Here is a 17,398-nt window from a genome sequence, read left to right as displayed (position 1 = left end):
CGCCAAGCAGAGCTGAAAGCAGAGCAAGAGCGTTTAGAAGCGCAACGTATCGAACAAGAGCGTCTAGCTCAAGAAGCCGAAGCTCAACGCCTTGCGCAAGAAGAAGAAAACGAACGTCTCGCTATTGCGCAAGCAGAAGCTGAAGATATTGAATCTTTACGCGAAGAAGTGCTGGCAGATAAAGTTATTGAACAAGAAAAACCTAAAAGAGAAGGTTTCTTTAGCCGACTGAAAAAAGGCTTACTGAAAACTCGCCAGAACTTAGGTTCAGGATTCCTTGGCCTATTTCGTGGTAAGAAAATTGATGATGAGCTTTTTGAAGAGTTAGAAGAACAACTCTTAATCGCTGATGTGGGAATGGAAACCACGACTAAAATCATCTCCAGCCTGACCAAACACGCAACACATAAAGATCTTAAAGATGCTGAAGCCCTTTACGGCAAATTACGTGAAGAGATGAGCGAGATCTTAACGAAAGTTGATAAGCCATTAAATATTGAAGGTAAAAAACCTTTTGTTATTTTAATGGTCGGAGTTAATGGTGTGGGTAAGACAACCACAATCGGGAAATTAGCGCGACAATATCAAGCTGAAGGTAAATCTGTCATGTTAGCGGCTGGTGATACCTTCCGTGCTGCGGCGGTTGAACAGTTACAAGTTTGGGGTGAGCGTAATAATATTCCGGTTGTTGCACAACATACCGGTGCTGATCCTGCATCAGTAATTTTTGATGCGATCCAATCAGCACAGGCAAAAGGTGTCGATGTTCTTATTGCAGATACCGCAGGACGATTGCAGAATAAATCCCATTTAATGGAAGAGCTGAAAAAAATCGTTCGTGTTATGAAGAAATTAGACGAAGAAGCACCACATGAAGTGATGCTGACGTTAGATGCAAGTACCGGGCAAAATGCAGTCAGTCAGGCTAAACTCTTTAATGAAACTGTTGGGCTAACTGGATTAACATTGACTAAACTCGATGGTACAGCAAAGGGGGGAGTTATTTTCTCTATTGCTGATCAGTTTAGTATTCCTATCCGTTATATCGGGGTAGGTGAAGGTATTGAAGATCTACGTCCGTTTAAGGCCGACGATTTTATTGAGGCTCTGTTTGCCCGCGAGGAGTAGTTGTAATGATCCGCTTCGAACACGTCAGCAAGGCTTATTTAGGTGGAAGACAAGCATTACAGGGAGTTGATTTCCATCTTCGCCCTGGAGAAATGGCTTTTTTAACGGGTCACTCGGGTGCCGGTAAAAGTACATTGCTTAAGTTAATTTGTGGAATAGAACGTCCTAGTGATGGCGCTATTTGGTTTGCTGGGCATGATATTAGCAGATTGAAAAATAGTGAGATCCCTTTTCTGCGTCGTCAAATTGGGATGATCTTCCAGGATCACCATTTATTGATGGATAGAACGGTTTATGACAATGTCTCTCTTCCACTGATTATTGCTGGCGCAAGTGAAGAGGATATTAGACGCAGAGTTTCCGCAGCTTTAGATAAAGTGGGGCTTTTGGATAAAGCTAAAAATTATCCGATCCAACTTTCTGGTGGTGAACAACAGCGTGTAGGTATTGCTCGTGCTGTTGTGAATAAGCCAACGGTTTTGCTTGCGGATGAGCCAACGGGCAACCTTGATGGTGAGCTTTCAGAAGGCATAATGCGTCTTTTTGAAGAGTTTAATCGTGTAGGCGTCACTGTGTTAATGGCAACACATGATATGTCTTTGATTGAGCGTAGAAATTATCGAATTCTTACATTAGGGCAAGGCAGAATGGTGGGAGGACAAAATGGCTAAAGCAAAAAGTTCCCGTAAATCAATGCCAACGCCAGGCGCAAAAACCAAGGCGCTAAAAGGGGGAAGACGTGAACAATGGCGTTATGCATGGCGTAATACCATGGCTGATTTTTTACGCCAACCTCTTTCTTCCTTTCTAACGGTAATGGTAGTCGCCATTTCATTAACATTACCTAGCATCTTTTATATTGTGTGGAAAAATGTTTCAACTGCGGCAGAGCAGTGGTATCCCACTCCACAATTAACCGTTTATCTTGATAAATCTCTTGATGATTCATTGGCTGAAGCAACGATCAAAAAAATAGAAGCTTTAGAGAAAGTGGGTGAGGTGAACTATCTTTCACGGCAAGACTCGCTGGTGGAATTCCGTTCTTGGTCTGGCTTTAGCAGTGCATTAGATATGTTAGAAGAGAATCCATTGCCTGCGGTAGCAATTGTGACTCCTGTTATGGACCCAAGCGATCAACAATTGATGGTGAATTTGCGTGATACCGTGACGAAAATACCCGGTGTTGATGAAGTTAGAATGGATGATAGTTGGTTTGCTCGGCTCTCAACGTTGACTTCATTAGTAGGACAAATTGCTTTGGTGATTGGTTCATTGATGGTTGTCGCCCTGTTATTGGTGATTGGTAACAGTGTACGCCTCAATATTTTCAGTCGTCGCGATACCATTAATGTTATGAAACTTATTGGTGCAACCGATGGTTTTATTATGCGCCCTTTCCTGAATTGGGGATTAATCCTTGGATTTATTGGCGCTGTGTTTGCCCTAATTTTTTCTGCTCTATTAGTGTGGAAACTTTCTGATGTGGTGACTCAAGCCGCAACGGTATTTGGGACTTCTTTTTCCATTTCAGGATTAGGATTTGATGAGTCAATTATTCTTATACTCGTAGCAATGACTATCGGTTGGCTTGCTGCATGGTTGACGACAATGCAGCATTTGCGTCAATTTACACCAGAATAATGAATTAGAGCACTTTTATACAGCTCTTCTAAATAATGAGAGATATTTTTTATCAGGCAGGGTTACGTTAATATCGTCACCCTGCCATTTTATCAAGGGCCTGTCTCTGGCATAATAATGTTCGCAATCTTTTCTAAGGCAAGTTAACGATCATGTTTGCTTCTGCATGGGAAAGTACAAAGATATGTAAACATAGATGCGGGATGAACCTTTAATCTTTATGCTGGTCAAATAGTCGTTATGATAAAAACACATCATAAAAACTTAACTGACTTCCTATTTTAGCTATATTTATAAGGCTCATCCGTTTTCCCTTACAGTAATAATCTTAATTATTTATTTGATTTTCATGAGGATTTGAATGACAAAAGAAATGCAATCCTTAGCATTGGTTCCGCAAGGCAGCATCGAAGCGTATATACGTGCAGCCAATTCCTATCCGATGTTAACCGCAGAGGAAGAAAAGGAACTCGCTGAACGGCTGCATTACGAGGGTGATTTGGATGCGGCAAGAACGCTTATCCTGTCACATCTGCGCTTCGTTATTCATGTTGCTCGCAGCTATTCTGGCTATGGTTTACCCCAAGCCGACCTTATCCAAGAAGGCAATATTGGTCTGATGAAAGCGGTGCGCCGTTTTAACCCAGAAGTGGGTGTCCGACTGGTCTCTTTTGCCGTACATTGGATCAAAGCAGAAATTCATGAATATGTGCTACGTAACTGGCGTATCGTGAAAGTCGCGACCACTAAATCTCAACGTAAACTGTTTTTTAATCTGCGAAAAAATAAAAAACGTTTAGGCTGGTTTAACCAAGATGAAGTGGAATTAGTCGCAAGGGAATTGGGTGTGTCAGAAAGTGATGTCCGAGAAATGGAATCACGAATGTCAGCGCAAGATATGGCATTTGATATGACTGCTGATGATAGTGATGATTCACATCCAATTGCTCCAGTACTCTTCTTAGAAGATAAATCTTCAGACTTTGCCGACGGCATTGAGGAAGACAACTGGGATAATCATGCAACGGATAAACTGACGTCAGCAATTGAAACTCTTGATGAACGTAGCCAAGATATTATTCGTGCCCGTTGGCTAGATGATGATAACAAATCGACATTGCAAGATTTGGCGACAAAATATGGTGTATCTGCTGAACGTGTTCGCCAATTAGAAAAAAATGCGATGAAGAAATTGCGTTTAGCGATTGAAGATTAATCACATTTCAGACCATGTACACGCTCTCATAAAGTAGAGTATGTTATAAAAGCGATATGAAAATATCGCTTTTTTATTGCCTGGAGAATATAACGTGAAAATAGTTATTGCCCCTGATTCATTTAAAGAAAGCTTAAGTGCGAAAGAAGTTGCAACAGCAATAAAACAGGGGTTTTCACGCTATTTACCAGATGCGCAATATTATTGCATTCCTATGGCTGATGGGGGAGAAGGTACAGTCACATCATTGGTTGATGCCACTCAAGGGCGATTAATTACTACGCCAGTTTGCTCACCTTTAGGTAAACAAGTGATAGCAACGTGGGGTATTTTAGGCGATAACACTACTGCCGTGATTGAAATGGCACAAGCGTCGGGCCTTCATCTTATTCCATCCTCTCAACGTGATCCCAATTTAACGACCAGTTATGGTACGGGCGAATTAATTAATGCAGCTCTTGATATGGGGGTTAAAAAAATCATTTTGGGATTAGGTGGAAGTGCTACAAATGATGCAGGTGCAGGCATGATGCAAGCACTTGGTCTTGGTCTTAAAGATAAATTAGGCTCCTCTTTGCCTTTTGGTGGGCTAGCATTAACACGGCTCCATTCTATTGATATCACAACTCTTAACCCTAAACTTAAGCAAGTCGAGATCGAAATTGCTTGTGATGTAACAAACCCGTTGTGTGGAGAAAAAGGAGCATCAGCTATTTTTGGTCCTCAAAAAGGAGCGACCAAAGACGATATTGTGCAACTTGATAAAGCCTTACGTCATTTTGGTACTTATCTTGAGAAAATGATGCAACGCAATCTTATCAATATTGCAGGAAGTGGTGCTGCTGGTGGACTTGCCTTGCCATTACTTGCCTTTACTCAAGCTACTTTGTCACAAGGTGTAGAGCTTGTTGCTAAGGCAGTTGAATTAGAAAAATATTTGAAAGATGCAGACTTAGTGATAACCGGTGAAGGTCGCATGGATAGCCAATCCGCACAGGGTAAAACACCTACCGGAGTGGCTAAATTAGCCAAAAAATATCGCCTTCCAGTCGTTGCATTGGTGGGCGGGTATTTATCTGATTATGAAGTTGTTTACCAACACGGGATTGATGCTGTTTTTTCTATTGTACCCGGCGTTTCCACACTTTCAGATGCATTAGATAATGCACAAAAGAATCTTAGTGAGACGGCTTATAATGTGGCTAGACTTTATACTTTAGCTATTCGTCATACTTCTTGACTGCGTTCATTCAAATTAATCATATAATTATGTATGCTCCTAGCGACTCGTTCACTTGTCACCTAGTTACACCTTGAATTATTTAGAATATAAAGATGAGATTGTGGTGATGGACTAAATTGATGGTGTACTAAAAAAGCATGTGCAACATCATATCCATTTTCTTCTGCGGATAAACTTATTGCTTGCCAATGAAAAATATCAGGGTATGCAGATAAACATTGTGTCAATAAATAATGCCCAACACCGCGCCGACGAGTTACTTCTCTGACCATAAAATCAGTAATAATCGCTTTTTTACCCGATAATTTAACCCAGCAAGCAGCTAATAATCGCTCATTAAATCTCGCGACAAAGAGTACATTCTCGTTACTGATCTCATTTGCTAGAGCTGATTGATAACGTGTATCTTGCCAAATTTTACCTAAATCAATACGGTCTTGTTCAGAGAGTTGTGTCAGTTTTTCAATGGTTAATTTCATTAAATATCCTGTTAGTTTGCAGTTTGTTTTTTTTCTTTTAATGAAGACATTAAGGTCTTAATGGTGAAACACAATGCCAAACTCGTAAAGATCACACAAGAATAAAAGACATATTCATAGTTATTGTCAGTTACAAAATAGACCGAAATCATAGGACCAGTAGCCATTCCACAATAACGAATAAAGTTATAAATCCCCATTGCAGTTGCCCTCATCGAGCCAAAATGACTTGCTAATAATGTAGTGTGCGTTGGCATGGTTAAGCCCAAAGAAAGCCCATATAACACAGTTAAGCCAAGCATGACAGGTAGTGATATTTGCCAAAAGAGTGCAAATAACGTCAACATAATCAGATTGATACAAGAGGTAATAATCACACCATATTCAGCACTAAATAGATGGCAAATTCTACGGTAAAGATAGCTACCTAAGACAAGTGCAATCGACATAGGCATATATAATCCACCTATTTCAGTACTGTTAAGTTGATAGAGATGAAAGGCAATTAAGGGTAAGAAAACCAGTAGACAAAAATAGTTATAAAACACCATAAAACTCATGACAAATACAGATTTACCCTCAGGCGCTATAAGTACTTGCTGCATTGCTGATAAGCTTTTAAAGGTTTCTTTCTGTTCCGGACGTGTTTCAGGTAAATAAAAGAGATGTGTGATCAGTAATAGGATACCGATAACAGCCAAGAAAATAAAAATGCCTTGATATTGATAATGTTGCGCTAAATATCCACCTAATAAAGGGCCACAAGCAGGCGCTAGTGCTAATAGCATTTGATAGGATCCCATTGCTTTTGCGCGATCGTTTCCTTGATAAAGATCGCCAAGAATAGTTGCCGCAACCACGGGAATGGCAGCAATACCGATAGCTTGGATCACACGCCAAAAAATCAATAAGCTAATAGAGTCAGACCAAACACAACCCAATGCGCCCACAATAGAAATTGCTAATCCACTGAGTAAAATTGGTTTTCTTCCCCATTTATCAATCAATGAACCATAAAATAGTTGCATAACAGCCATAGCAAAAGTAAATGCAGATACCGTCAGATTAACCAGTGATAACGTGGTATTAAATTGCTGTTGGATCAAGGGAAGTACAGGGGTATAAATATTTTGCGCTAAAGAGCCTAATAATGCGCTAAAGCAAATGAGATAAAACAAACTACGGATTGATAATTTCATTTTATTGCCTCTTATTATCTATTTTGTTTCCATGGAAACAAAATAGATAATAGCGATATTTTGATTATTGTAAATACTTTTGGTACTATTTTTTTAAAATTTTTTCCAAGGAAACAAAATGGCAAAAGAGAATGTAACAACACAAGACTTGTTAAAAGGGTTAAGTGATTTTTTGCATCTTAAAGATGAATATGTCAATGAGGAGCATAAAAAAGTATTAGAAGAGAAGGGGTTAGAGAATTTTTCACTCACAGAGTTGCATGTTATTCATTGTATTGGTGAGGAGAGCATGAGAAATCTTACGACCATTAGTGAATATATGGCAATGACTCGAGGAGCTGTTTCAAAAATTTGTAGCCGATTACAAAAAAAAGGTGCGATTGAAAAAATAAAATTGGCAGACAATCAAAAAGAGATCTTTTTTATTTTAACCGCTCAAGGAGAGCTGCTTTTTCATGCGCATGGAGTATTACATCAACAATCTCAAGCAAAATGGTCAGCGTTATTTGAACAATATGATCAGCATGAAAGGCAAGCAATTAAACGTTTTTTTACCGATGTTACGGATCGTTTTCGTCATTCGTAACCGATAAACCTGAAAAAAAACCCCCATACCATGAGATATAGGGGCAAGATCATTATTTCTTATCTGCTGCAATGCGATTACGGATATTATCAGCACGCTCTTTTGATGGTGGGTGAGAATCAAACATACTTGAATCACCACCCCCTAATTTTGCGAGCTTCTCAAAGCCTGTCACCAACCCTGCTGTATTAACGCCACGTTTTGTTAGCAGATCATAAGAGAAATTATCTGCTTCAGTTTCTTGATGTTGTGAGAATTGAGCATTAATTAATTTCTGACCCATTTCAGCTAATTGTGAGCTGCTTAATTGTGCTGCAACGCCACCTGCTGATGCTGCTGCGGTACGTGCTGCAACTGTTGCGTGAGCAACTTGAATTGCTTTACGGGTATGACCTAAAGCAACGTGACCCATTTCATGACCTAAAACGCCTTCAACTTCATTATCAGTCATCATGTCCATTAAACCACTGTAAACACGAACACAACCGTTAGCCATAGCCCATGCGTTCACATCTTTAGTCATGTAAACTTTGTAATTTACTGGAGTGCCGTTAACTTCACTACCTAACGCTTTAGCGATGTTATTTAAGCGTTTGGTGTAAGTGCTATTGGCTGGTGCGACTTTATTTTGAGCATCCATCTCTTTACATGCATCATTTGTTAGTGCTTTGATATCATCATCGCTTAATGTTGCTGCTTGGAAAAGTTGGGTTCCTGATTTAGTTAGCATATCGGTATTGAGGTTTTGACAACCAGAGAGTAGTGCTGCTGATACCATCACTGTAGCAAGTAATTTAATTTTCATTTTTTAATTAAGTCCTTTTCTGCTTGGCAGTTTATATAAGTGCAGATCAAATTCGAGCAGAAGAATAACAGTGCTTATCTATTAGCGCAATATAGGTGTTTTATGAAAAAATATTATCTCAATATATGTTTTTTCTTTTCTCAGCAAAAATGTATTATTATTTCTTTCCTTAACATGAGAAAAAAACAGATTAATAATTTTAACTTGCTTAAAAATAAGATAATTAATAGAAAAGCTAAGTTTAAAAAGATAAGCTTTGTTGGATAAATATTATATAAAACATTTAATTGAACTTACTTTAAGTGTAAGTGATGTTTTTTTATTTATTTGGAATAATATCAAAACAATACTGTATCTAGTACGGGTTTTTATTTGTTTAATTCTGACAATTTTTATATTTTTGATATTTATTGCTTTGTTATAAATAAATAGCGATGCTCAATACATCGCTATTCAGATTAAACTGAAAATGAAGAAATAATATCAATATTTTATGAAACCATTAATTCATTGATGATCATAAAAGGGCGATTAATACGTTTTCCTGTTTGCTCATCAAAGAAATGTAGGTTTTCAGGATGAATAGTAAGACCTATTTTGTGACCAATATTAACACCATGATCGTTCGGTGCGCGAATAACAACAGCTTGTTTTTGTTTATCACAGGTTGTGGCGTAAATTAAAACATCAGCACCTAATGCTTCAATAAACTCAACATCCACATGAAACATAGGGTGCTGGTGGTTAATAAGTAAATGTTCAGGGCGTAAACCTAATTTAATCACTTGATAAGGAAGGTGTTGAGCTGAAACAGCAATGTGTCCATCAGCGACTTTAATCACACCATGATTAATGGGAGTATCTAAAATATTCATTGCAGGAGAACCCATAAAAGTAGCAACAAACACAGAAGCCGGGCTTTCATAAATATCTAGCGGTGTACCCACTTGCTCTATATTTCCTTGATTTAGTACCACCAACTTATCGGCTAATGTCATGGCTTCAACTTGATCGTGAGTAACGTAGATCGAAGTCGTTGAGAGTTTTCGTTGTAGCTTTTTTATCTCAAGGCGCATTTGTACACGTAATTTTGCATCAAGGTTAGAGAGTGGCTCATCAAATAAAAAGACTTTAGGTTTACGGACAATGGCTCTGCCCATTGCCACACGTTGTCGTTGCCCACCTGATAGCTCTTTAGGTTTTCTATCAAGTAAATGGCTGATTTCCAGCATTTGAGCTGCATTTGTGACAAGTTCTTCAATCTTTGCTTTTGGTGTTTTTCGATTACGCAAGCCATATGCCATGTTGTTATAAACTGACATATGAGGATAAAGGGCATAGTTTTGAAAAACCATGGCGATATCACGCTCACTGGGTTCGTGTTCATTAACACGTAAATTATCAATGAGTAAATCACCTTGTGTAATGGTTTCTAATCCCGCAATCATGCGTAGTAATGTCGATTTACCACAGCCGCTAGGGCCAACTAATACCACCATTTCGCCTTGCTCAATAGAAAGGTTTAATTTTGAAATGGCTTGATGACCATTTGAGTAACGCTTTTCTAAATCGCTGAGAGTGACGGTTGTCATGTTATTTCTCCGTATCAATAAAGCCTTTTACAAAGGCTCTTTGCATCAGAATGACGATAAAGACAGGAGGCAACATCGCAATTAATGTGGTTGCCATAATTTTATTCCATTCAATAACACCATCGGAAACCGCAACCATCTGTTTGATACCCATCACAATAGTGTAATAGTGGGTATCTGTTGTGATCAGCATTGGCCAAAGATATTGGTTCCAGCCATAAATAAATGTGATAACAAACAAGGCGGCTATATTGGTACGTGAAAGAGGAAGTAAGATGGTGAAAAAGAATCGTATTGGGCCCGCGCCATCAATTTTGGCTGCTTCAATAAGCTCTGGGGTGATAGTAAGAAAGAATTGTCGAAATAAAAAAGTAGCGGTAGCGCTGGCAATTAATGGAACTGTTAATCCTGCATAAGAGTTCAGCATATTAAGGTTAGTAACAACCTCAAATGTCGGCATAATACGAACTTCAACAGGCAACATTAATGTAAAAAAAATAGTCCAAAAGGCTAGCATACGACCCGGAAAGCGAAAAAATACAACAGCATAGGCTGATAAAATCGAAATTGTTAACTTTCCGATAGTGATCACTAACGCCATGATTAGTGAATTCAACAACATGCTATTAATTGAAATCGCACTATTTTGTGTTGTGCCCGCTTGTGACAATAGCGTTTTAAAAATACCGAAACCTTCAGTACCGAACCAAAGCGGTGAACCTGTGGCAAATGCAGTATTTTGATGTGTTGTAGCAACAAACGCTATCCATACAGGAAATGCGACAGAAAGAATGCCAACAATGAGAATAAAGTGGCAAAAAGCGTGAAATAAAGGTCTGCGTTCAACCATCAGTAAGCCACCTTTTTCTCAACATAACGAAACTGGATCACGGTTAATATCGCGACAATAAACATTAAGATAACGGATTGTGCGGCTGAAGAGCCTAAATCTAATCCTACAAAACCATCGTTATAGACTTTATACACTAATGTTGATGTGCTACTTCCCGGGCCACCTTGTGTCATGGCATGGATAATGGCGAAAGTATCAAAAAAGGCGTAGGCAAAATTCACGACCAGTAAGAAAAATGTGGTCGGTGAAATGAGTGGAAAACTTATTGTTATAAAGCGTTTAATAGGTCCACTGCCATCAATAGCCGCCGCTTCTAATAGTGATTTAGGCACAGATTGTAAGGCGGCTAGGAAAAACAAAAAGTTATAACTCACTTGTTTCCATGTCGCAGTTAAAATCACCATCCACATCGCGTGATGTGTATTCAGTACGGGATCCCAATTAATGCCTATCTGTTTTAATAATTGGCTTAATACGCCAATCGTGGGATCAAGCATAAATAACCAAAGAAAACCCGCGATAACTGGCGCAATGGCATAGGGTGAAATTAAGATCGTGCGATAAAACAGTTTGCCTCGTAAAACTTGCTCGGCAATGCCTGCCAAAATAAGCGCAGATATCATAGAGAGAAAGACAACACTGGTGCTAAAAATCAATGTCGTGATTAAACTGTCAAAATAGTAACTATTGCTAAATAAACGCTGAAAGTTTTCGAGACCCACAAACTCACTACTCAGGCCAAATGCATCTTCTAATTGAAATGACTGAAAGAAAGCTTGCCCAGCAGGCCAAATAAAAAAGATAAGTGTGATAGCCAGTTGAGGAAAAATCAGCGCTAGGGGTAACCATTTTTGTTTAAAATAAATGGATTGAGAAGCCATACAGTATCCAGTAAATCGATAAAAACAGAAGGCGAGCCGTTAAGCTCGCCTGATAAATGTGATTATTGAGTACGCTCAAAACGGCGTAATTGCTCATTTCCACGCGTGGCCGCATTATCCAATGCGGCCTGAGCGCTCTGTTTTCCTGACCATACTTTTTCTAATTCTTCATCAACAATTTCGCGTGTTTGCAAGAAATTACCAAAGCGTAATCCTTTGGAATTTGCAGTCGGTTCGGAGGTTGTCATTTGTAATATTGCAGTGTCAGCCCCTGGATTTTGCTGATAAAAGCCTTGTTGTTGTGTCAATGCATAAGCGGCTTTAGTAACAGGAAGATAGCCTGTAGCTTGGTGCCAATCAGCTTGTACTTCAGGGCTTGAAAGATAGGTGAAGAATTTTGCTACACCGTTATATTCTGCATCGGGACGCCCTGACATAACCCATAACGATGCACCACCAATAATGGTGTTAGCAGGTTTTTGCACAAGCGTATCGTCATAAGGTAATTGACTAACACCAATATCAATTCCTTTCATATTCTCTTTAATACCAGCAAAACCCGCTGATGATTCCATCACCATGGCGCACTCTTGGGTATAAAATAGAGGCATTGAGTCGGATTGACGCCCACCATATTTGAAAATACCTGATTTAGACCAATCTGCCATTTGTTGAATATGAGCAACGAAAGGGGCCTTATTAAATAGAAACGTCATATCTAAGCCATCAAAACCATTATTTTTTGTTGCAATAGGCAAATTATTACGTGCCCCAAAGTTTTCTATTTGTGTCCATGATTGCCATGTGGTGGTAAAACCACATTTTACTCCGGAGTCGAGCAATTTTTGAGACACAACTTCCATCTCTTTCCATGTTTTAGGCGGTTGGTCTATACCTGCTTTTTTAAACAGAACCTTGTTGTAATAAAGCACGGGTGTTGAGCTATTAAAGGGCAGTGACATCATTTGGCCATCGCTGGTGGTGTAATAGCCGGTAACTGTAGATAGATAACTATTTGGATCAAAAGGCTCGTTAGTTTTTTCCATTAATTGATAAACCGGAAAAACGGCCTTTTTAGCTCCCATCATGCTGGCTGTACCGACTTCAAAGACTTGCACAATAGCAGGTTGGTTTTTAGCACGAAACGAAGCTACTGCACTGGTCATCGTTTCAGCATAAGTGCCTTTATAAACAGGCTTGATCTCATATTCAGATTGGCTTGCATTAAAATCAGACGCGATTTGATTAACTTTCTGACCAAGCGCACCTCCCATTGCATGCCACCATTCAATTTGTGTTTTTGCGTGTGTAGGTGAAGCAAAGAGTGTCATCGCAACGGCAAGGCCCGTTATTGATTTTATCGACATGCAGTATTTCCTTTTAAATCGAGAGTTAAAGGTGCAATCTAGTTTGCTAATTACCCTAAATGTCATTTATGACAAAGGGGTGACAATTAAATGAAGAGTTATTGATGGTGTGACTGTCAAATTGCTGTCATAAATGATTGTCATGATGTCGGCACAAATGAAAAGGAGAGAGAAATGAAGATAGCTGCTCACCGAGGTTTTTCTGGAAAAGCCCCTGAAAATACGTTAGCTGCATTTAAAATGGCGATTGATTTTGGGTGTGAATGGATTGAGACGGATGTGCAATTAACGGCAGATCATGTTCCTGTGCTTATTCATGATAAAACGGTTAACCGCTGCACGAATGGGCAAGGTGCTGTGCGTTTTCATACTTTAGATGATTTACATCGTCTTGATGCAGGAAGTTGGTTTAGTTCACTTTATCAAGGTGAAAAAATTCCCTCTTTAAGACAAGGACTACAGTTAATTAAACGTTCAGGCACAAAACTCAATATTGAGCTGAAAACATGGCCCGATGATGATATTGAACGCTTATGCTTAGCCGTCTCTGATATGATAAAAAGTGCAGATATTCCGAATGAGCAAATTTTATTTTCTTCTTTTGATACACAAGCTTTAATTGTGATGAAGCGATATTCTCCTTTTATTCGAAGAGGACAATTGTGGGATGAGATCCCCGATAATGCATTAGAAACATTAAAAGTTATTGATGGTTTTAGTGTGCATTGTAATTACAAATATCTTACACAAGAACAAGCGCAATTGTTCAAACAAGCAGGCTATGAAATCTATTGTTATACCCCGAATGATCCTGATGAAGTGAAAGATTTTGAACAATGGGGAGTTGATATGCTAATTACCGATATGCCTGATGTTTATCAATCTGATATTGTTCAAATAGCAAAATGAAAAAGCCCTAACTATCCCATTTATTTGTATTAAATAAGGCGTTATCGATCTGTTTGATGACGCCTCTTGTTTCCTTTCTACCTCATTCTATTTACTAAAATTAAATAAGAGAAATGTTGAGTAATAGATGTTTTATTTACATTCTCTGTTATTATCCTGCGCAATTAATGAATAGATATTGTTCAATACGATAATGTTTATCTCATTAAATGATAAAAATGGGGTAAGTGGTTAGCGATATGGCGACCCTATTAACCCAACCTCTGAGAGTAGAGGTGAGTTATTTCTACTTTAATTGCCAATAATATAATTGAGAGTGAAACATGAAAGAACTCGTTGTTGTTGCCATTGGAGGCAACAGTATTATTAAAGACAATGCTAGCCAGTCTATCGCTCATCAAGAACAAGCAGTACAAGAGGTTGCAGCCCATATTAGTGATATGGTGGCTGAAGGGTATAATATTGTTCTTACTCATGGTAATGGACCACAAGTAGGGCTTGATTTACGCCGTGCAGAAGTTGCACATGTACAAGAAGGTTTACCATTAACGCCATTAGCCAATTGTGTTGCAGACACACAAGGTGGGATTGGTTATTTAATACAACAAGCGTTAACCAATAAGCTTCGTGTTCAACAAAATAAACAAGCGATCACCCTTATCACTCAAGTTGAAGTAGATAAAAACGATCCTAATTTTGTTTCTCCAACAAAACCTATTGGTGCATTTTTCTCTGAACAAGAGATGATGCAATTACAACAAGAAAACCCTCAATGGCATTTTATTGAAGACTCTGGTCGTGGTTATCGTCGTGTTGTTGCCTCTCCTATTCCACAACATGTAATTGAATCCAATGCAATTAAATCATTGTCAGAATGTGGCTATGTTGTGATTGCTGTAGGGGGCGGTGGTATTCCAGTTATTAAAAATGAGCAAGGAAATTACCAAAGTGTTGATGCCGTGATTGACAAAGATCTGTCCTCAACGCTACTGGCAAAAGAATTGCATGCAGATATTCTGATTATTACAACCGGTGTTGAAAAAGTCTGTATTCATTTCGGTAAACCAGAACAAAAAGCGTTAGGTGAAACCTCTGTGGCAGAAATGACTCAATATATGCATGAGGGGCATTTTCCTCCGGGCAGTATGCTTCCTAAAATAGAAGCGAGTTTGTCATTTTTAGCCGCAGGCGGAAAACGAGTGATTATCACAACACCGGAAAAATTGGCTTCTGCTTTAAAAGGTGAAACAGGAACACATATTGTTGCTTAATTATCGCCATAAGTAATATTCAATTATATTTTTAACAAGCGCCTTATCTGTAAAAAGTAAGGCGCTTATTTTATCCGTGTATTTTTTATAGATGATTAAATAGAGTGATTGGCGGGATAGGCTTTTGCGTAATGACGTGGGTTTAATTGTGAAAATAATCCTATCGTAATAATCACTAAAATGGCATGAAATGCCCATGCATAAGTAAAGCTTCCATCAGATTGGCGTAATAGGACAGCAACCAATGGTCCAAATGCAGCAATAATAAAGCCACCACCTTGCATTAGTGCTGATAGTGCGCCAGCTTGCGCGGGGTCAGGAATGTGATCAAGTGCGACGATCATCATCATGGAAAAACATCCCCCTAAGCCACAACCTAAGAAAATACTCCAAAGATAAGGCGCACTCATGGGGATCGTCATTATTGCGCCAAATCCGATAAATTGGCTTATTAATGTTAACATCAGCCAAAAACGCCGATCGTGATTTTTAGCCGCCAAAAATGGAATGATCAATGCTGCTGATGCTTGAAAAAGGGAAAGGATAGCGACTAGCGAGCCACTTTGAGCGCTTGGCATTCCTAACGATTGATAGAAAGGAGCTAGCCATGTTACCACAGAAGCATATCCTGCATTAACACAACCAAATCCTAAGATAAGTAACCCTGTTCTAGGGCGCCAGATCAAGGTATTGAGTGATATTTTGTTGGCGGAGGTGGCGCTATTTTTAATAGAGAAAAGAATAGCAACAAATGCAAAGCCAGCAGGAAGTGCAAACCATGCCAAAGCACTTTGCCAATGACCATTGGGGGCGGTGAGAATAGGGGAAAGTTGAGCACCTAGTGCGCCTCCCCCCATTAACATGGCGGAATATAATCCCATCATGATAGGTGTTCTATTTCCAAACCATCCTTTAATAATGCCGGGAAATACCGCTTGAATATAGGCGACACTTAAACCACAAAAGAGTGCTGTCAGTAATAGTTGATGACCATCAGAAACATAAGCACGAGAAAATGAGCCTATAAGTAGCATCAACATCGCCACTAACAGCCCTTTACGCACTTGAATATAAGACTGTAAAAAGGGAACGATTAATGCGCCTATTCCCATTAACAGCATAGGTAATAGCGTGAGTAATGAGACTTGGCTATAACTCATTCCTGTTGAGGCAATAATATTGTCAATAACAGGGCCTGGGCCAGTTAAGAAAGGGCGTAAATTTATCCCAACTAAAATAATAGTGAGGACAATCTGCCATGTTTTTTTTCGTGGTAAGGCAGTCATTATAATTCCCTGATAAACAATAAATATTATCTACTTTATGGACAATATTGATATAAACAGATGAGGGGTTTTATATCAACATAAATATCATTAGGTATTTTAACTAATCATCACGCTATTTAAGCGATATATTTTAATTTCCACTGTTTAATCTGACTCTTGGGATTAATTAATACAAACTCATAATGTTCAAAATGAGAAAGTACCTTTTTAAATTCCAGTGCTGCTTTATCTAAATCCCACGATTTAGGGAAATAAAAGCCATCAAAAGGGATGTTTTCAAGTTGTGCACTAAATTGATGAATAAATTCATCAAACCCAGCATAAAAGAGTGCGATTTTTCCAGACCAATTAATGTGATAAGTATTATCTTGTTGGCGCTGGAAGTGAATTTGATGATTTTTACATGCATCATGACCTAATAAGTAAATACTGAAAGCAGGGACTTCTGCTCTTTCTTCATATTTATCTGTATCACTATCGATTTGAGGGGCAATATCAACATTAAATTGATGAGTAATAAAGTTATCAAAATCGAACGGCGTATTTCCTGTGCTGAGCAAAATACCTTGGTCGTCAGACCAATAAGTTGAGGAGAGCGTACAACAGTGATAATTATCCCAAACAATGGGAGCTTGCCAGTGAGCTAGGCTGGTATATTCTTCTTCGTCATCTGATTCATCTTCGTTGATATCATCCAGATAATCCTCCCCTTCACTTAAATAGTAATCGGCACTTCTAAGATGAAGATCAAACCAAAGTTGTCCATTTTTATCTAATCGCCCAGACCAGACAAATTCTTTAATTTTATGGGGCTTAGGATAAGCGCTATCAATAAATGTAATGGTACGTACTGGTGTGGTCATGGTCTGTTTTCTTTTAAATATAGGTTTGTTTACTAGGGTAATAGAGTGATAACTATCAGCATTATTATGATAAAAG

General features: G+C 38.7%; 17 protein-coding genes. 8 read left to right on the top strand and 9 right to left on the bottom strand.

What is annotated here, in order from left to right; translation table 11 throughout:
* The 5 genes from ftsY to ABN256_RS06240 form a co-directional block, all read left to right on the top strand.
* On the top strand, nucleotides 1-1,128 hold a 1,128-nt coding region (gene ftsY, locus ABN256_RS06260), incomplete at its 5' end, for a signal recognition particle-docking protein FtsY (RefSeq protein ID WP_349439268.1).
* 5 nt (nucleotides 1,129-1,133) lie between these two features.
* Complete coding sequence (ftsE, locus tag ABN256_RS06255) at nucleotides 1,134-1,799, top strand: cell division ATP-binding protein FtsE (RefSeq protein WP_023583735.1); 666 nt, start codon at nucleotides 1,134-1,136, stop codon at nucleotides 1,797-1,799.
* Nucleotides 1,792-2,769, top strand: a complete 978-nt coding sequence (ftsX, locus tag ABN256_RS06250) for a permease-like cell division protein FtsX (RefSeq protein ID WP_072069812.1) — start codon at nucleotides 1,792-1,794, stop codon at nucleotides 2,767-2,769. Before ftsE ends, ftsX begins: the two co-directional genes overlap by 8 nt.
* A 361-nt stretch (nucleotides 2,770-3,130) precedes the next feature.
* Complete coding sequence (rpoH, locus tag ABN256_RS06245) at nucleotides 3,131-3,985, top strand: RNA polymerase sigma factor RpoH (RefSeq protein ID WP_072069811.1); 855 nt, start codon at nucleotides 3,131-3,133, stop codon at nucleotides 3,983-3,985.
* 94 nt (nucleotides 3,986-4,079) lie between these two features.
* Complete coding sequence (locus tag ABN256_RS06240; protein ID WP_196554811.1) at nucleotides 4,080-5,225, top strand: glycerate kinase; 1,146 nt, start codon at nucleotides 4,080-4,082, stop codon at nucleotides 5,223-5,225.
* A gap of 62 nt (nucleotides 5,226-5,287) precedes the next feature.
* Here ABN256_RS06240 and panM read toward each other — a convergent pair whose 3' ends face one another.
* Both panM and ABN256_RS06230 read right to left on the bottom strand, forming a co-directional pair.
* On the bottom strand, nucleotides 5,288-5,707 hold the full coding sequence (panM, locus tag ABN256_RS06235) for an aspartate 1-decarboxylase autocleavage activator PanM (RefSeq protein ID WP_196554810.1): 420 nt from the start codon (nucleotides 5,705-5,707) through the stop codon (nucleotides 5,288-5,290).
* Nucleotides 5,708-5,718: 11 nt separating this feature from the next.
* Complete coding sequence (locus ABN256_RS06230) at nucleotides 5,719-6,906, bottom strand: MFS transporter (protein ID WP_196554809.1); 1,188 nt, start codon at nucleotides 6,904-6,906, stop codon at nucleotides 5,719-5,721.
* A 118-nt stretch (nucleotides 6,907-7,024) separates the two neighbouring features.
* On the opposite strand from ABN256_RS06230, the gene ABN256_RS06225 reads away from it, so the two are divergent.
* Nucleotides 7,025-7,492 (top strand): MarR family winged helix-turn-helix transcriptional regulator, encoded by a 468-nt coding sequence (locus ABN256_RS06225; RefSeq protein WP_196554808.1) that lies wholly within the window; start codon nucleotides 7,025-7,027, stop codon nucleotides 7,490-7,492.
* A 52-nt stretch (nucleotides 7,493-7,544) separates the two neighbouring features.
* Here the strand turns inward: ABN256_RS06225 and loiP are convergent, their stop codons facing one another.
* The 5 genes from loiP to ugpB form a co-directional block, all read right to left on the bottom strand.
* Nucleotides 7,545-8,297 carry a metalloprotease LoiP gene (loiP, locus tag ABN256_RS06220; protein WP_072069806.1) on the bottom strand — a complete coding sequence of 251 codons (753 nt, stop codon included), beginning with the start codon at nucleotides 8,295-8,297 and terminating at the stop codon, nucleotides 7,545-7,547.
* A 491-nt stretch (nucleotides 8,298-8,788) separates the two neighbouring features.
* On the bottom strand, nucleotides 8,789-9,889 hold the full coding sequence (gene ugpC, locus ABN256_RS06215; RefSeq protein ID WP_349439266.1) for a sn-glycerol-3-phosphate ABC transporter ATP-binding protein UgpC: 1,101 nt from the start codon (nucleotides 9,887-9,889) through the stop codon (nucleotides 8,789-8,791).
* 1 nt (nucleotide 9,890) lies between these two features.
* Nucleotides 9,891-10,739 carry a sn-glycerol-3-phosphate ABC transporter permease UgpE gene (gene ugpE, locus ABN256_RS06210; RefSeq protein WP_340894969.1) on the bottom strand — a complete coding sequence of 283 codons (849 nt, stop codon included), beginning with the start codon at nucleotides 10,737-10,739 and terminating at the stop codon, nucleotides 9,891-9,893.
* Nucleotides 10,739-11,623 (bottom strand): sn-glycerol-3-phosphate ABC transporter permease UgpA, encoded by an 885-nt coding sequence (ugpA, locus tag ABN256_RS06205; protein WP_196554805.1) that lies wholly within the window; start codon nucleotides 11,621-11,623, stop codon nucleotides 10,739-10,741. Before ugpA ends, ugpE begins: the two co-directional genes overlap by 1 nt.
* A 62-nt stretch (nucleotides 11,624-11,685) precedes the next feature.
* On the bottom strand, nucleotides 11,686-12,990 hold the full coding sequence (gene ugpB, locus ABN256_RS06200) for a sn-glycerol-3-phosphate ABC transporter substrate-binding protein UgpB (RefSeq protein WP_349439264.1): 1,305 nt from the start codon (nucleotides 12,988-12,990) through the stop codon (nucleotides 11,686-11,688).
* A gap of 174 nt (nucleotides 12,991-13,164) precedes the next feature.
* Here ugpB and ABN256_RS06195 point away from each other — a divergent pair, with 174 nt between their 5' ends.
* Both ABN256_RS06195 and ABN256_RS06190 read left to right on the top strand, forming a co-directional pair.
* A complete protein-coding gene (locus tag ABN256_RS06195) occupies nucleotides 13,165-13,899 on the top strand; it encodes a glycerophosphoryl diester phosphodiesterase (RefSeq protein WP_196554803.1) in 735 nt (244 codons plus the stop codon).
* Nucleotides 13,900-14,222: 323 nt separating this feature from the next.
* The gene (locus ABN256_RS06190) at nucleotides 14,223-15,170 is read left to right on the top strand and encodes a carbamate kinase family protein (RefSeq protein ID WP_115350551.1); all 948 of its coding nucleotides are present in this window, start codon (nucleotides 14,223-14,225) and stop codon (nucleotides 15,168-15,170) included.
* 95 nt (nucleotides 15,171-15,265) lie between these two features.
* Here ABN256_RS06190 and ABN256_RS06185 read toward each other — a convergent pair whose 3' ends face one another.
* Entirely contained in the window at nucleotides 15,266-16,456 is a 1,191-nt protein-coding gene (locus ABN256_RS06185) for a cyanate transporter (RefSeq protein ID WP_340894972.1), read from the bottom strand.
* Nucleotides 16,457-16,575: 119 nt separating this feature from the next.
* On the bottom strand, nucleotides 16,576-17,322 hold the full coding sequence (locus ABN256_RS06180; protein WP_340894974.1) for a hypothetical protein: 747 nt from the start codon (nucleotides 17,320-17,322) through the stop codon (nucleotides 16,576-16,578).
* Nucleotides 17,323-17,398: the final 76 nt, after the last annotated feature.

It is taken from the genome of Proteus sp. fly-1008 (assembly GCF_040140305.1).
GTDB lineage: Bacteria > Pseudomonadota > Gammaproteobacteria > Enterobacterales > Enterobacteriaceae > Proteus > Proteus vulgaris_B.
This window is presented reverse-complemented; position numbering and strand designations above follow the sequence as displayed.

What these genes read in the sequence shown, in the direction of transcription:
- ugpE (WP_340894969.1), bottom strand. Translation starts at nt 10,739, where the DNA reads ATGGTTGAACGCAGACCTTTATTTCACGCTTTTTGCCACTTTATTCTC.
- rpoH (WP_072069811.1), top strand. Translation starts at nt 3,131, where the DNA reads ATGACAAAAGAAATGCAATCCTTAGCATTGGTTCCGCAAGGCAGCATC.
- ftsX (WP_072069812.1), top strand. Translation starts at nt 1,792, where the DNA reads ATGGCTAAAGCAAAAAGTTCCCGTAAATCAATGCCAACGCCAGGCGCA.
- panM (WP_196554810.1), bottom strand. Translation starts at nt 5,707, where the DNA reads ATGAAATTAACCATTGAAAAACTGACACAACTCTCTGAACAAGACCGT.
- ABN256_RS06190 (WP_115350551.1), top strand. Translation starts at nt 14,223, where the DNA reads ATGAAAGAACTCGTTGTTGTTGCCATTGGAGGCAACAGTATTATTAAA.
- ABN256_RS06225 (WP_196554808.1), top strand. Translation starts at nt 7,025, where the DNA reads ATGGCAAAAGAGAATGTAACAACACAAGACTTGTTAAAAGGGTTAAGT.
- ugpC (WP_349439266.1), bottom strand. Translation starts at nt 9,889, where the DNA reads ATGACAACCGTCACTCTCAGCGATTTAGAAAAGCGTTACTCAAATGGT.
- ugpA (WP_196554805.1), bottom strand. Translation starts at nt 11,623, where the DNA reads ATGGCTTCTCAATCCATTTATTTTAAACAAAAATGGTTACCCCTAGCG.
- ABN256_RS06195 (WP_196554803.1), top strand. Translation starts at nt 13,165, where the DNA reads ATGAAGATAGCTGCTCACCGAGGTTTTTCTGGAAAAGCCCCTGAAAAT.
- ftsE (WP_023583735.1), top strand. Translation starts at nt 1,134, where the DNA reads ATGATCCGCTTCGAACACGTCAGCAAGGCTTATTTAGGTGGAAGACAA.
- loiP (WP_072069806.1), bottom strand. Translation starts at nt 8,297, where the DNA reads ATGAAAATTAAATTACTTGCTACAGTGATGGTATCAGCAGCACTACTC.
- ABN256_RS06230 (WP_196554809.1), bottom strand. Translation starts at nt 6,906, where the DNA reads ATGAAATTATCAATCCGTAGTTTGTTTTATCTCATTTGCTTTAGCGCA.
- ABN256_RS06185 (WP_340894972.1), bottom strand. Translation starts at nt 16,456, where the DNA reads ATGACTGCCTTACCACGAAAAAAAACATGGCAGATTGTCCTCACTATT.
- ugpB (WP_349439264.1), bottom strand. Translation starts at nt 12,990, where the DNA reads ATGTCGATAAAATCAATAACGGGCCTTGCCGTTGCGATGACACTCTTT.
- ABN256_RS06180 (WP_340894974.1), bottom strand. Translation starts at nt 17,322, where the DNA reads ATGACCACACCAGTACGTACCATTACATTTATTGATAGCGCTTATCCT.